The organism is Pseudomonas sp. K8 (assembly GCF_014889455.1).
Classification (GTDB): domain Bacteria; phylum Pseudomonadota; class Gammaproteobacteria; order Pseudomonadales; family Pseudomonadaceae; genus Aquipseudomonas; species Aquipseudomonas veronii.
Genome location: NZ_VJWO01000050.1, coordinates 14,713 through 28,962, shown reverse-complemented (window position 1 = coordinate 28,962; position 14,250 = coordinate 14,713). Strand labels below are relative to the sequence as shown.

Annotated in this window: 14 protein-coding genes, 4 tRNA genes and 1 riboswitch; of the genes, 6 read left to right on the top strand and 12 right to left on the bottom strand. The window is 59.5% G+C overall.

The window, feature by feature from the left end:
* Positions 1 to 11: 11 nt before the first annotated feature.
* Together INT12_RS25310 and INT12_RS25305 are read left to right on the top strand one after the other, a co-directional pair.
* Positions 12 to 200 (top strand): DUF2892 domain-containing protein, encoded by a 189-nt coding sequence (locus tag INT12_RS25310; protein WP_017849187.1) that lies wholly within the window; start codon positions 12 to 14, stop codon positions 198 to 200.
* A 200-nt stretch (positions 201 to 400) separates the two neighbouring features.
* Complete coding sequence (locus INT12_RS25305; RefSeq protein ID WP_017849188.1) at positions 401 to 766, top strand: YidH family protein; 366 nt, start codon at positions 401 to 403, stop codon at positions 764 to 766.
* Positions 767 to 1,029: 263 nt separating this feature from the next.
* Here INT12_RS25305 and INT12_RS25300 read toward each other — a convergent pair.
* Positions 1,030 to 1,106: transfer RNA gene (locus INT12_RS25300), tRNA-Arg, on the bottom strand.
* Between the two features lie 324 nt (positions 1,107 to 1,430).
* Between INT12_RS25300 and INT12_RS25295 the strand changes: the two genes are divergently transcribed.
* From INT12_RS25295 to INT12_RS25285, 3 genes are all read left to right on the top strand, one after another.
* Complete coding sequence (locus INT12_RS25295) at positions 1,431 to 1,658, top strand: hypothetical protein (protein ID WP_017849198.1); 228 nt, start codon at positions 1,431 to 1,433, stop codon at positions 1,656 to 1,658.
* 11 nt (positions 1,659 to 1,669) lie between these two features.
* Positions 1,670 to 1,849, top strand: a complete 180-nt coding sequence (locus tag INT12_RS25290) for a PA3371 family protein (RefSeq protein ID WP_126587263.1) — start codon at positions 1,670 to 1,672, stop codon at positions 1,847 to 1,849.
* Positions 1,850 to 2,238: 389 nt separating this feature from the next.
* Entirely contained in the window at positions 2,239 to 2,565 is a 327-nt protein-coding gene (locus INT12_RS25285) for an Arc family DNA-binding protein (protein ID WP_017849200.1), read from the top strand.
* A gap of 102 nt (positions 2,566 to 2,667) precedes the next feature.
* On the opposite strand, the gene mgtE is transcribed toward INT12_RS25285, so the two are convergent.
* The 8 genes from mgtE to ltaE all read right to left on the bottom strand — a co-directional run bounded on the left by mgtE (position 2,668) and on the right by ltaE (position 10,404).
* Entirely contained in the window at positions 2,668 to 4,110 is a 1,443-nt protein-coding gene (gene mgtE, locus INT12_RS25280) for a magnesium transporter (RefSeq protein ID WP_193039951.1), read from the bottom strand.
* Positions 4,111 to 4,446: 336 nt separating this feature from the next.
* A tRNA-Arg gene (locus tag INT12_RS25275) sits at positions 4,447 to 4,523 on the bottom strand.
* A gap of 72 nt (positions 4,524 to 4,595) precedes the next feature.
* Positions 4,596 to 4,672, bottom strand: a tRNA-Arg gene (locus tag INT12_RS25270).
* Positions 4,673 to 4,780: 108 nt separating this feature from the next.
* A tRNA-Ser gene (locus INT12_RS25265) sits at positions 4,781 to 4,871 on the bottom strand.
* A gap of 62 nt (positions 4,872 to 4,933) precedes the next feature.
* Positions 4,934 to 5,122 carry a carbon storage regulator CsrA gene (gene csrA / locus INT12_RS25260; protein WP_003175645.1) on the bottom strand — a complete coding sequence of 63 codons (189 nt, stop codon included), beginning with the start codon at positions 5,120 to 5,122 and terminating at the stop codon, positions 4,934 to 4,936.
* 173 nt (positions 5,123 to 5,295) lie between these two features.
* Entirely contained in the window at positions 5,296 to 6,537 is a 1,242-nt protein-coding gene (locus INT12_RS25255) for an aspartate kinase (RefSeq protein WP_017849202.1), read from the bottom strand.
* Between the two features lie 97 nt (positions 6,538 to 6,634).
* Positions 6,635 to 9,253 carry an alanine--tRNA ligase gene (gene alaS, locus INT12_RS25250; protein WP_193059065.1) on the bottom strand — a complete coding sequence of 873 codons (2,619 nt, stop codon included), beginning with the start codon at positions 9,251 to 9,253 and terminating at the stop codon, positions 6,635 to 6,637.
* A gap of 146 nt (positions 9,254 to 9,399) precedes the next feature.
* Positions 9,400 to 10,404: a low-specificity L-threonine aldolase gene (ltaE, locus tag INT12_RS25245; protein ID WP_079444548.1), complete on the bottom strand. Its 1,005-nt coding sequence runs from the start codon at positions 10,402 to 10,404 to the stop codon at positions 9,400 to 9,402.
* A 190-nt stretch (positions 10,405 to 10,594) separates the two neighbouring features.
* A riboswitch (FMN riboswitch) is annotated at positions 10,595 to 10,764 on the top strand.
* A 113-nt stretch (positions 10,765 to 10,877) separates the two neighbouring features.
* On the opposite strand from ltaE, the gene INT12_RS25240 reads away from it, so the two are divergent.
* Complete coding sequence (locus INT12_RS25240; protein ID WP_017849205.1) at positions 10,878 to 11,387, top strand: 6,7-dimethyl-8-ribityllumazine synthase; 510 nt, start codon at positions 10,878 to 10,880, stop codon at positions 11,385 to 11,387.
* 132 nt (positions 11,388 to 11,519) lie between these two features.
* On the opposite strand, the gene astE is transcribed toward INT12_RS25240, so the two are convergent.
* From astE to astB, 3 genes are read right to left on the bottom strand one after another with little or no spacing between them, the layout of a single operon-like run.
* A complete protein-coding gene (astE, locus tag INT12_RS25235; protein WP_017849206.1) occupies positions 11,520 to 12,524 on the bottom strand; it encodes a succinylglutamate desuccinylase in 1,005 nt (334 codons plus the stop codon).
* Between the two features lie 11 nt (positions 12,525 to 12,535).
* Complete coding sequence (locus tag INT12_RS25230; RefSeq protein ID WP_017849207.1) at positions 12,536 to 12,826, bottom strand: hypothetical protein; 291 nt, start codon at positions 12,824 to 12,826, stop codon at positions 12,536 to 12,538.
* A 23-nt stretch (positions 12,827 to 12,849) separates the two neighbouring features.
* Entirely contained in the window at positions 12,850 to 14,196 is a 1,347-nt protein-coding gene (gene astB, locus INT12_RS25225) for an N-succinylarginine dihydrolase (RefSeq protein ID WP_193039953.1), read from the bottom strand.
* Positions 14,197 to 14,250: the final 54 nt, after the last annotated feature.

Sequence of the window (14,250 nt, the reverse complement as noted above, 5' to 3'; positions counted from 1 at the left end):
GGGAGATCGTCATGAAAGCGAACCTTGGAACCATTGACCGTAGCCTGCGCATTGTCGTCGGCCTGGTTCTCATTGGCCTCAGTCTGTCGGGCGTGATCGGCTGGTGGGGCTGGATCGGCTTAGTGCCATTGGCTACCGGTATTTTCCGTTTCTGCCCTTTGTACAGGTTGCTGGGCATCCAAACCTGTAACCGTTGCTGAGCAAAAAAACCATAGCGTTCACGTGCACGAGGGCATTGGCGCAGCCGATTTTGTGGCTATGCGCCAAGCACGGGACGCTACGCTGGGCATATGTGCGTTGATCCCAACAGCTGGATCTATCAACGGACACCTCGAGTGGTTTTGTTTAAAGCTATTCTGCGTGGCGTCGTTTCAAAAGCTGTGTGAACAAGGAAATCTCAATGTCCGACCTGAACGATCCGCGCGTGTTCTTTGCCGCCGAGCGCACGTTGCTGGCATGGAACCGAACCAGCCTTTCGCTGATGGCATTTGGCTTTGTGATTGAACGATCCGGGCTACTGCTCCAGATGCTGAAACCGGACGCTTCGGGCTCTCCCGGAAAACATTTTTCATTCTGGATCGGGCTGACCTTTCTGATGCTGGGCTCCTGGGTTGCCTGCTGGTCATCCTGGCAATACAAAAAGGTGGTCAAGACCCTCAAACCCGTTGAGATCCCCCTTGGCTACAGCGTCAATACCGGCCCTGGCATTAATGTCATCACTGCAATTCTTGGCGTTTTGCTCATGGCCTATTTGTTCATGATGTGAGCAAGACTGGCCTGCGTGACCTCACTCGACCATGCTCGGTGGGCGATAGACGCGTGCAGTCGAGCATCTCTCGACGAGCAAACGAACGAGTGTGACCCTGGCTCACCTTTGGACCCTGATTAAGTGAGTCGCCCATTCAAAAACAAAAAAGCCCCGCCGGAGCAATACCCGGCGGGGCTTTTTTGTTGGCCTTGTCTGTTGCACACCGCTGTCACGGGGAAAAATGAGCTGGCAGTGGATCGGCGCGAGAGGCTCTATTTGTATGGTGTCCCAGGGCCGGTTCGAACGGCCAACCTTCCCCTTAGGAGGGGGATGCTCTATCCAATTGAGCTACTGGGACAAATGACAACCATCGGGCCAACGGCGCTGCGACGGACGGCGTGCATGTTAACGGCCGAGGTGGGTTTTGTCATGTCATCCGTGGGCTTTTTGAGTGTAAGCCAATGCTTGCGCCACGGATCACGGTTTCGCCCAGCAAACCCGGGCATCCGAGGCCATCGTGCAAAATGCACTACACCAAAATGCCAGCATTGCAAATTGCAACCCGAGCGCTGTTTAGATTAAACTCAAACCATTGATTTTATTGAAATAAAACATTGGCACGGCATCTGCAATACTTCTCCTACAAAACCATTCGGCTGGACCCGTTGCGGAGAAGATGACGATGAACAGCACCCTTCTGTTGGCTCTCAATACCGTCGCCCTGGCCGCACTGGTGATGTTTCATTTTCAGTCGAACGGTAGCGATGACACCGCGCAGATCCGCCAGCCCGTGCCGCATCATCTGCAACAACGTCCGCAATTGGCGGTGATGACGGCCAACCCGCAATCGCCCGTGCGCCTGGCCCAAAGCACTCAGGCCGCGCCCGCAACTGAACACTGGGTTTTCTGAGGAAGCCTTCCATGTCCAAAGCCGCCTGGCTGTTTTTGTGCCTGACCGTCATGACTGCCGTGCTGGGCATGTCTACCTCGTCCCAGGACGCTCGCACCACCGCCCTCATCACCAGCGTCGTGTTCGGCAGCTTCCTGCTGTTGACGCTGATCGTCGGCCGCCGAATCAGATTCGACCCCGTGCTGCGCTGATTTTCGCTCGCCGGCACACCTACCTTATGTCGCCTCGCACTAGTAAATCGGCAAATTGCCACTAGTCTTAAAAACAAGGGCAAAAGGCCATATCACGATACGATATGCGCCCCAAACCCCTTGGCAGCAACGGCTTGCGGGACGATGAATTGTGACGATCACTCGCAAAAAAGTTTTCCAACCAGTCCGCAAAAAAGCAAATCAGTACTGGCATAAAGCCTTTAGGCAGTTCAATATTTGTCACAGAATTGACGCCAAGGAACCGGCAAAACTGAGGCATGATGCGGCCTCTTTGCAATTCAGGTTGAACTTTGGTCGTGAGCCTTGTCTTAACACTCATCTTGCGGCCAATTCCAATAACCGCTCCCCTGAACTAACCGGTTAAATATATGCGCCCATTGAAACAGGCAATTTATTCCAGCCGCACGGCTGACAAGTTCGTCGTACGTCTGCCAGACGGAATGCGGGAACGCATTGCCGAGGTGGCTCGCAATCATCACCGCAGCATGAACTCCGAAATCATCGCGCGCCTGGAGCAGAGCCTCATTCAGGAAGGTGCGTTGGGCGAAGAGCTAAGCATGCGCCTGGACAGCCCAGAGCTGTCACTGCACGAACGCGAACTGCTGCAGCGTTTTCGTCAGCTCTCCCACCGCCAGCAAAATGCCCTTGTCTCGCTTATTGCGCACGACGTTGAGGCGGCCGCAGAAGCCGAATGATCTGTTCCTGAAAGCCGAAGCCAGCCATGTGCTGGCTTTTTTTTGCGCGCAATTCGGGAAGGCGGTACTGGGCGGGGGCTGGGCTGCCCCCGCCGCGAGGGGTCAGAGCAGGAAGATCGTCGCCAGGCCAAGGAAGATGAAGAAGCCGCCGCTGTCGGTCATGGCGGTAATCATCACACTGGCGCCCATGGCTGGGTCGCGCCCAAGGCGTGCCAGGGTCATGGGGATCAGCACCCCCATCAAGGCCGCCAACAGCAGGTTGAGGGTCATGGCGGCAGTCATGACCACCCCCAGCGACCAGCTGTCGTACAGCAAGTAGGCCACGATCCCGATCACCCCGCCCCACACCACGCCATTGATCAGCGCCACCGCCAATTCCTTGCGCATCAGGCGCGAGGTGTTGCCGGTATTGACCTGGTCGAGCGCCATGGCGCGCACGATCATGGTAATGGTCTGGTTGCCGGAGTTACCGCCAATCCCGGCAACGATTGGCATCAACGCCGCCAGTGCCACCAGCCTTTCGATCGAACCTTCGAACAGCCCGATCACCCGCGAAGCGATGAACGCGGTGATCAGGTTTACGGCCAGCCACGCCCAGCGGTTACGCAGGGAGCGCCAGACCGAGGCAAAAATATCTTCCTCTTCACGCAGACCCGCCATGTTGAGGACTTCGGTTTCACTTTCTTCACGGATCAGGTCGACCATTTCATCGATGGTCAGACGGCCGATCAGCTTGCCGTTCTTGTCGACCACCGGGGCCGAGATCAAGTCGTAACGTTCGAAGGCCTGGGCGGCGTCGTAGGCGTCTTCATCCGGATGAAAACCCACCGGATCGCTGGCCATCACGTCCGCAACCTTCTTCTCCGGGTCGTTGACCAGCAGGCGCTTGATCGGCAGCACGCCCTTGAGAATGCCTTCGTAGTCGACCACGAACAGCTTGTCGGTGTGCCCTGGCAGCTCTTTCAGGCGGCGCAGGTAACGCAGTACCACTTCCAGGCTGACGTCTTCGCGGATGGTGACCATCTCGAAGTCCATCAGGGCGCCGACCTGATCCTCGTCATAGGACAGCGCGGAGCGCACGCGCTCACGCTGCTGGCTGTCGAGGGCTTCCATCAGCTCATGGACAACATCACGGGGCAGTTCGGGGGCCAGGTCGGCCAGTTCGTCGGCGTCCATCTCCCGGGCCGCGGCCAGGAGCTCGTGATCATCCATGTCGGCGATCAGGGTTTCACGGACGGAGTCGGATACTTCGAGCAGGATGTCGCCGTCGCGGTCGGCCTTGACCAACTGCCAGAGGGTCAGTCGATCATCCAGCGGCAAGGCTTCAAGGATATAAGCGACGTCGGCGGAGTGCAGATCATCGAGCTTGCGTTGCAACTCGACGAGGTTTTGCCGATGAACCAGGTTTTCGACGCGGTCGTGGTGCGGACCTTCCTGGCGGTGCGTGAGCTCTTCGACCACGCGCTGGCGCTGCAGCAGCTCAATGACTTGAGCCAGGCGATCCTGCAGGCTTTCTTGTGTTTTCTTTACTTCTACTTCGGTCATAGGCGAACTCCACTCCCAGCAGCGGGGCACGCCGGAAGGATCAATCAGTCAATTCATGATTGGTAAAACGGGGTACTGAGTAACTACTGGGTAAGTCCATGGAGGTGTTCCACAAGCCCCGGCGGGGCTGACGGGCGCAATGATACACCGCCCGCCGCTTTTAACGTCAAAAAACTGGTAAGAACAAGCGCTTGCGCGCCAAAGCTGAGAATTGGCCGCATCTATGAATTGCGACGCTGCCACGCGACTGGAAAACACATGGCGCGGGAAGAAAAGGTTAAATCCTACAAACCCCAGACGGCAAAAAGCCCGCACTAGGCGGGCTTTTTGTTTGTATGGTGCACTCGACAGGATTCGAACCTGTGACCGCTCGGTTCGTAGCCGAGTACTCTATCCAGCTGAGCTACGAGTGCAGATTGTGTTTTTAGACCAGATCACAACTGGTTGTAACCGAATCACCTGCATTGCTGCAACTGACTCTTAAATGGTGCACTCGACAGGATTCGAACCTGTGACCGCTCGGTTCGTAGCCGAGTACTCTATCCAGCTGAGCTACGAGTGCATTTGTTGCCGCGCATTATAGGCCGTTCAATCTCTATGTAAAGCGATTTTTTCGATTAATTTCAACAACTTATCGATAAATCCAGATTGCAACGTACTAAGCAAATAATGGCGGAGAACGGGGGATTCGAACCCCCGACACCCTTTTGAGGTGTACTCCCTTAGCAGGGGAGCGCCTTCGGCCACTCGGCCAGCTCTCCGCAACACGGGGCGTATATTAACCACGTTCATCCCCGTTTGCAAACATAAAAAACGATAAAAATTAAAGGCTTGGTTCTTCGTCCTTCTCTTTCTTGATCCGCAGATAGATTTCCTCGCGGTGAACCGCTACCTCTTTCGGAGCATTTACCCCAATACGCACTTGATTGCCTTTGACGCCGAGCACGGTCACGGTGATTTCTCCATCACCAATAATCAGGCTTTCTGCGCAACGACGAGTCAGAATCAACATACCTTTCACCTCACGCACTTCAGTTCAGGAACAACAGTCTGCAAAAAAAGGCCTTCGACCTACGGCTCATCGGCCATAGCCCTACCAGCTAAGTATTGTCGAGCCCACGCAAAACAACATGCGCCCTACAAAAAAATGAAAGGCGCGGTAAACCGCGCCTTCCTGGCCTTGCATCACTCGCCCTGTCGGGCCGGAGCGTCCAGCTCAAAAGCGGTATGCAGTGCGCGTACAGCCAGTTCCAGGTACTTCTCTTCGATCACCACCGAGACTTTGATTTCCGAGGTGGAGATCATCTGGATGTTGATGCTTTCCTTGGCCAGGGCCTCGAACATGCGGCTGGCAACGCCGGCATGGGAACGCATGCCCACACCCACGATCGACACCTTGGCGATCTTGGTATCGCCGACCACTTCACGCGCGCCAATCCCGCTCGCAGTGTTCTGCAGGATACGCTCGGCCGCTTCGTACTCGTTGCGGTGAACGGTGAAGGTGAAATCGGTGGTGTTATCGTGCGAAACGTTCTGCACGATCATGTCGACTTCAATGTTCGCGCCACTGATCGGGCCGAGGATCTTGAATGCCACGCCCGGGGTGTCTGGCACGCCACGGATCGTCAGCTTGGCTTCATCGCGGTTGAAAGCGATGCCGGAAATGATCGGCTGTTCCATGGATTCCTCTTCATCAATAGTAATGAGGGTGCCCGGACCCTCTTTGAAGCTGTGCAATACGCGCAGCGGAACGTTGTACTTGCCGGCGAATTCAACCGCACGGATCTGCAACACCTTGGAACCGAGGCTGGCCATTTCCAGCATCTCTTCGAAGGTGATCTTGTCCAGGCGCTGGGCCACGGATACCACGCGCGGATCGGTGGTGTAGACGCCATCCACATCGGTGTAGATCTGGCATTCGTCAGCCTTGAGCGCGGCCGCCAGGGCCACACCGGTGGTGTCCGAACCGCCACGCCCGAGGGTGGTGATATTGCCGTGCTCATCGACGCCCTGGAAACCGGCGACGACTACCACACGACCGGCCTTCAGATCAGCGCGAATCTTCTGATCATCGATCTGCAGGATGCGCGCCTTGGTGTGCGCGCTGTCGGTGAGGATACGCACCTGACTGCCAGTGTAGGACACTGCCGGCACACCGCGCTTGTTCAGCGCCATGGCCAGCAGGCCAATGGTCACCTGCTCGCCGGTGGACACGATCACATCCAGCTCACGCGGCAGCGGTTGTTGATCGCCGCTGATAGCCTTGGCCAGTTCGATCAGGCGATTGGTTTCGCCGCTCATGGCCGACAGCACCACGACGAGGTCGTCGCCGGCATCGCGGAATTTCTTAACCTTGTCGGCGACCTGCTCGATTCTTTCGACAGAGCCGACCGAGGTGCCTCCAAATTTCTGTACGATCAAAGCCATTTCTAAGCCGCCTCAGCCCGTAAAGGGGCGCCCAATAAACCAATCTTCCAGCAACCGAGCGAGCCCGCGACTAGACCACGGGCTCATTCACAGCGCCTTAAATGCCAGCCTCGACAAACGGCACGGTCAGGGCCAGGGCCGCGTCCAGGGCACCGGCGTCTACACCACCGCCTTGTGCCATGTCCGGACGACCACCGCCCTTCCCGCCCACTGCCGCAGCGGCTTGTTTCATCAAATCACCGGCTTTGAGTTGGCCAGTCAGGTCTTTGGGTACACCGGCAACCAGAACGACCTTATCCTCATGGACACTGCCGAGCAGGATCACTGCGCGGCCGAGCTTGTTCTTCAACTGATCGACCAAGGCCAACAACGCCTTGCCGTCCTGGCCGTCCAGGCGCGCCGCCAGGACGTTCACGCCCTTGACGTCCTGGGCGGAAGCCGACAGATCGTCGCCTGCCGCGCTGGCCGCCTTGGCCTGCAACTGTTCCAGCTGTTTCTCCAGGGCGCGGTTGCGCTCCAGCACGGCGGACAGTTTGTCGATCAGGTTGTCACGGCTGCCCTTGACCAGGCTGGCCGCTTCCTTGAGTTGCTCTTCGGCCGCATTGAGGTAGGCCAGGGCCGCAGCACCGGTCACCGCTTCAATACGACGCACACCGGACGCCACGCCGCCTTCGCTGATGATTTTCAGCAGGCCGATGTCGCCGGTACGGTTGGCGTGGATCCCACCGCACAGTTCCACCGAGAAGTTGCCGCCCATGCTCAGGACGCGCACGTTGTCGCCGTATTTCTCGCCGAACAGCGCCATGGCGCCCTTGGCCTTGGCGGTCTCGATGTCGGTTTCCTCGGTTTCCACCGGGGTGTTCTTGCGCACCTGGGCGTTGACGATGTCTTCCAGGGCCTTGATCTGCGCAGGCTTGATCGCTTCGAAGTGGCTGAAGTCGAAACGCAGGCGCTGGCTGTCGACCAACGAACCCTTCTGCTGGACGTGCTCGCCCAACACCTGGCGCAGTGCCGCGTGCAGCAAGTGGGTGGCCGAGTGGTTCAGCGCAGTGGCGTGGCGCACGTCGGCGTCCACCTGGGCGTCCACCGGCGAACCGACGATCAGGCTGCCCGACGCCAATACGCCGTGGTGCAGGAACGCGCCGCCGGTCTTGGTGGTATCACGCACATCGAAACGACCGGAAGACGCCTTGAGGAAACCGCAGTCGCCGATCTGGCCACCGGATTCGGCATAGAACGGCGTCCGATCCAGGACCACCACACCGTCATCGCCTTCATTCAGGACGTCAACCGACTGGCCGTCTTTATACAGCGCGATCACTTTGGCCGAACCGTGGGTGGCCTTATAGCCGGTGAACTCGGTGGCCACGTCAACCTTGACCAGGCTGTTGTAGTCCATGCCGAAGGAACTGGCGGAACGGGCGCGCACGCGCTGGGCTTCCATCTCGCGTTCGAAACCTTCCTCGTCGAGGGTCAGGTTGCGCTCACGGGCGATGTCGCCGGTCAGGTCCATCGGGAAACCGTAGGTGTCGTAGAGTTTGAACACCACATCGCCCGGCACCACGCTGCCCTGCAGGCCGGCGAGGTCTTGCTCGAGGATTTTCAGGCCCTGTTCCAGGGTCTTGGCGAACTGCTCTTCTTCGGCCTTGAGCACGCGCTCGATGTGCGCCTGGTTCTGGGTGAGTTCCGGGAAAGCTGCGCCCATCTCGGCGACCAGCGCCGCGACGATCTGGTAGAAGAAGCTGCCGTTGGCGCCCAGCTTGTTACCGTGGCGGCAGGCGCGACGGATGATACGGCGCAGCACGTAGCCGCGGCCTTCATTGGACGGCAGCACGCCGTCGGCAATCAGGAAACCGCAGGAACGGATGTGGTCAGCCACCACTTTGAGCGATGCCTGGTCTTCATTGGCACAACCGATGGCCTTGGCCGCAGCGGCCAGCAGGCTCTGGAACAGGTCGATCTCGTAGTTGGAGTGAACGTGCTGCATCACCGCACTGATCCGCTCCAGGCCCATGCCGGTATCCACCGACGGTGCCGGCAGCGGGTGCAACACGCCATCGGCGGTGCGGTTGAACTGCATGAACACGTTGTTCCAGATCTCGATGTAACGGTCGCCGTCTTCTTCCGGCGAACCCGGTGGGCCGCCCCAGATATCGGCGCCGTGATCGTAGAAAATCTCGGTGCATGGGCCGCACGGGCCGGTGTCGCCCATGGTCCAGAAGTTGTCGGAGGCGTAAGGCGCGCCCTTGTTGTCGCCGATACGCACCATGCGCTCAGGCGGCACGCCGACTTGCTGGGTCCAGATGTCGTAGGCCTCGTCATCGCTGGCGTAGACGGTGACCCAGAGCTTTTCCTTCGGCAGTTTCAGCACGCCAGTGAGGAAGGTCCAGGCGAAGTTGATCGCGTCTTTCTTGAAATAGTCGCCAAAGCTGAAGTTGCCGAGCATTTCGAAAAACGTGTGGTGACGGGCGGTGTAGCCGACGTTTTCCAGGTCGTTGTGCTTGCCACCGGCGCGCACGCATTTCTGGCTGCTGACCGCGCGGGTATAGGCGCGCTTTTCCTGGCCCAGGAAGCAGTCCTTGAACTGGTTCATCCCCGCGTTGGTGAACAGCAGGGTGGGGTCATTGCCTGGGATCAAGGAGCTGGAGGCGACACGGGTGTGGCCTTGCTCTTCGAAGAAGCGAAGGAAGGCTTCACGGATTTCTGCGCTTTTCATTAGGTTCTTCCACGGAGTCTGAGGCCAAAGGCCAGTGCGCAACATCATCAGACGGAGCGACGGCAAAGGGCCGCATTATATCGGCCCTTTGCCGGTGGTACAGCGTGTTTATGTGATAGAAACAGTCAATTAGACAGTCTGCACGGTCATTTCCGAGAAAACTCGACGAATGCCTGCACCACTTGCTCGATCTGCGCACGGCTCACGTCCAGGTGCGTGACCATGCGCAGGCGCGGTGCGGCGCTCAACTTGATGCCGCGCTCGGCGGCAAACGTCTTCAGGGCCTGCGCCCGGTCGCCGAGCTGCACGTAGACCATGTTGGTCTGCACCGGCTCCACCGCATACCCGGCCTTGCGCAGTTCATCCCCCAGCCATTGGGCGTTGGCGTGGTCGTCGGCCAGGCGCTGCACCTGATGGTCAAGGGCGTACAGCCCCGCCGCCGCCAGGGAACCGGCCTGGCGCATGCCGCCGCCGACCATCTTGCGCAAACGCCGCGCCTTGGCGATCAGCGCCGTGGAGCCGCACAACACCGAGCCAATCGGCGCGCCCAGGCCCTTGGACAGGCACACCGACACCGAATCGAAATGCTGGGTGATCTCCCGCGCGTCCACGTCGAGCCTGACCGCCGCGTTGTAGAGCCGCGCGCCGTCCAGGTGCAGGGCCAGGCCATGTTCACGGGTAAACGCACGTGCCCTGGCCAGGTACTCCAGCGGCAGCACCTTGCCCTGCATGGTGTTCTCCAGCGCCAACAGGCGGGTGCGGGCGAAGTGGAAATCATCGGGCTTGATCGCTTCCAGCACCTGATCCAGGTCCAGGGAACCGTCCGCCTGGACTTCCAGTGGTTGCGGCTGGATCGAACCCAACACCGCCGCGCCGCCGCCTTCGTACTTATAGGTGTGGGCCTGCTGACCGACGATGTATTCCTCGCCGCGCTCACAGTGGGCCATCAACGCCAGCAGGTTGCTCATGGTGCCGGTGGGCACGAACAACGCCGCGGCGAACCCCAGGCGCTTGGCCAGTTCGGCCTCCAGGCGGTTGACACTGGGGTCTTCGCCATACACGTCATCGCCGCTGACGGCGCTGGCCATCGCATCGAGCATGCCGGGGGTGGGCTGGGTCACGGTGTCGCTGCGCAGGTCTATCACGGTCATCAAACTGGCCTCTGATGGGTTGGGCGTTTTTTCGTACTGACGATTACTGCGGGTAAAGCCACGGAATATCAAGCCCTATGCTGCGTCAATCGAATATCAATCAAACAAACCGATATAGGCTATCGATACGGCAATCGTGCAGTTTCTGAAAAACCATGTTAAAAACTCTCCGCCGCCAGGGTTCTGGCGGCAACGTTCTCAGGGCGGGGTGCAATTCCCCACCGGCGGTAATTGCGCGCAATGTGCATAGCCCGCGAGCGCTTGGCGCCTCGAACTGCTCCGGCAGGACGGCGACAAGGTCAGCAGACCCGGTGTGATCCCGGGGCCGACGGTCATAGTCCGGATGAAGAGAGAACGGGATTGGCGCAAAAGGGCCGCGCGCTGAGTTCATGCCTGCATGACCCAGCTGTTCGTACCCTTAAATCCCATTCGATTCATAACGCCCTGTTTTTTTCTTAAACAGGAGTCAGAACATGCAACCCACCGCAATCGACAGCAAAAGCAAAAACCATCACGGCGAGCGCGTCGCGTTTATCCAGGCCTGCTGGCACAAGGATATTGTCGACCAATCGCGCAAAGGCTTCCTCAGCGAAATGATCGCCCTGGGTTACCAGGAATCGGACATCGATTTCTTCGAAGTCGGCGGCGCCTTTGAAATGCCCCTGCACGCCAAACTGCTGGCCAAGACCGGCCGTTACGCCGGCATCGTCGCCGCGGCCCTGGTGGTGGACGGCGGCATCTACCGCCATGAATTCGTCGCCCAATCGGTGGTCAGCGGCCTGATGCAGGTTCAGCTGGAAACCGAAGTGCCGGTGTTCTCGGTGTCTCTGACCCCGCACCACTTCCACGCCGGCAGCGAGCACCACGCCTTCTTCCATGATCACTTCGTACACAAAGGCCAGGAAGCGGCGCGTACCTGTGCCGACACCTTGCACAAGGTGCGTGCGATCCGCCGCAGCGAGCCGCGTGCCGTAGCAGTTTAAGCAACACCGCAAAACAAAATGTGGGAGGGGGCTTGCCCCCGATGGCGGTCTGTCAGTTAAAAATTTTCTGACAGTTACACCGCAATCGGGGGCAAGCCCCCTCCCACATTTGGATCCGGTTAAGGCTGAGATCTATGCCAGCCCGGCGTCCGTGGTCGGCACGATCAATATCCCTGCGCGCAAGCCATTCTTCACCTTCGGGTTCGGGAAGATGATGCGCGCGCCCTCCTCCTCGATCACCCAGCGGGTCTTGGCGACGTCTTCGGCGAGCAGATAGCCCTGGGCCAACGGCGAAAAGTTTTCCACGTCCGCCGGCAGGTGCAACAGGAATGCATCGCTGTGCTTGATGACTTCGCGGGACACGGCAAACAGCTGCAGGCCATCCAGGCTGCCGGTGTCCGGCTCGGTGCCTTCGATGATCTGCGTCAGCCGGGTTTCCAGGCGCGACACGTCCACATCCTGGTTCTGCCCGAATGGCCGCGCCTTGCCCAATTCCAGGGTAAAGGCCTCGGCGCCCAGTTGTTCATAGGTAAAGGCGGAGAAGGTGATCGAAGCTTTGTTCTGCAGCAGCACCGCCTGCATACCGGCGGCGCGCAAGCGGGCCAGTTCGTGGCGCGAATGCTGGCGCCCGTCCTTCCACGGGTAGAGGGCGAACTGCTCGACCTTCGAACCGCGAATGGCGGTGTGCAGGTCGTAATGCAGGCGCGAGCGGCCAGGCAGGCTGAAGAAGCTGCGGGCCAATTGTTCCAGCTCGGCGGCGCGCATGGCTTCAGGGCCGATATTTTTTTCGTGACGGCCGTTGAACAGCCGGTTGACGTCCAGTTCGAGGTAACGCTCGCCGCGGCGCATGGCCTCGGGGTTGCCGAACAGGAACAGAATACGGGTGCGGGGTTTGATCTGCCCACGGGCGATGCCATGCAACAGGCGGTCGAGCAGTTCGATCGGCGCGGTCTCGTTGCCGTGGATGCCGGACGACAGCAGCACGTCGCTGCCGTTGTCCCGCGCTTGCGGCGGGCGCACTTCAAGCGCGCCTTCGCTGAGCCAGCGCATCTGCACGCCGTCGACAGTCAGTTGAATTTTTTGCGCCGGTTCACGACCGGCGAGGGTCAGTTCAAGGAGTTTGCCGAGGGCGAGCATAAGCAGCTTCCTTAGTGGTTGCAGCCTGGGCCGTGGACGTGATCGTCGTCATCACCCTCAACGTCGGCCGGTTCCATTTCCAGTTGCAGGCTCATCAGGTTGGTGGCCAGTGGGCGCATCAGCAGGTTGGCGTACTCGGCGTCGCCTTCTTCCACGTCCACACCGATCAGCAGTTGGCCACGGCCGTCGTGCTGAATCCAGACTTCCTTGCCCTGCCAGATCACGGCAACGCGGGTGCAGGAGGTTTGCAGCTGGGTGCCGTCGGTGTCTTCAAGGATCAGTTGCAGGGTATCGGTGCTCATAAATAGCTCTCGGCCGTGTGGCGTTAATTGATCTGGAAAGGATATACCGCGCCCAGTTTAAGGATTTGCGTCAGTTCATCCAATGCCGTCCGGCATTCAAGCAGCAATTGCGGGTCAGCCAGGTCGCTTTCGCGCAGGCTGTCGCGGTAGTGCTTGTCGACCCACTGGGTCAGCGTTTCATACAGCGGCGCGGTCATGATAACCCCTGGGTTCAACGCCGCCAGCTCGGTTTCGTTCAACGCCACGCGCAAACGCAGGCACGCCGGGCCGCCGCCGTTCTGCATGCTTTGCTTGAGGTCGAAGACCTTGACCTCGCGGATCAAACCACCGGCAGCGGTCAGACCTTGCAGATACTGCCAGACACGTGCGTTGGCCCGGCACTCTTCCGGCACGATCAACAGCATCGAGCCGTCGGCGCGGGTCAACAATTGGCTGTTGAACAGGTAGGAACGCACCGCGTCTTCGACGCTGACCTGGGCACGCGGCACGCACACCGACTGGAAGTTGCCGCCCAGTTTGCCCAACTTGGCCTGCAACTCGGCAAGCATCGTCTCGGTGTTGAGGAACGCATCCTCGTGATAGAACAGCATTTCGCCATTGCCCACCGCGATCACGTCGTTATGGAACACGCCGGCATCGATCACCGCCGGGTTCTGCTGGGCGAAGACCACACCAGCTTCCTTCAGGCCGTGCAGGCGGGCAACGGCCTGGGAGGCTTCGAGGGTCTGGCGCGCCGGGTACTTCTGCGGTGTCGGGTAACGGGTGTCGAACGCGCTGCGGCCGAACACGAAAAACTCCACGCCGGCCTCGCCATAGTCACGGCAGAAACGTGTGTGGTTGGCCGCGCCTTCGTCGCCGAACTGCGCCACCGCCGGCAACGCGGCGTGGTGGGCGAAGTGTTTCGCATCGGCAAACATCGCCCCCAATACGCGGCTGGTGGTCGGGTGTTCGATGCTGCGGTGGTATTTGCAGTTGAGGTTGGCGGCGGTGAAATGCACGCGGCCATCCGCCGTGTCGGCGCTCGGGCTGACGGTGGCAGCGTTGGCCACCCACATGCTCGACGCCGAGCAGCTGGCGACCAGCAATGGCATGGCGTGCTTGGCCGCGTGCTGGATGACCTGGGCATCGCTGCCGCTGAAGCCGAGGTTGCGCAAGGCAGCCACGTCCGGGCGTTCCTGCGGTGCCAGCACGCCTTGCACAAAACCCATGTCCATCAGCGCTTTCATTTTCTGCAGGCCCTGCAACGCCGCTTCCTTAGGGTTGGAAGCTTGCTGGCTGTTGCTCTGGGACGCGACGTTGCCGTAGGACAAACCGCCGTAGTTATGGGTCGGCCCCACTAGACCGTCAAAATTGACTTCATAGGATTTCATCGGCGAGGCTCCACGAACATCTGTTTTTATAGGCATCTAATGACTTGAATACAC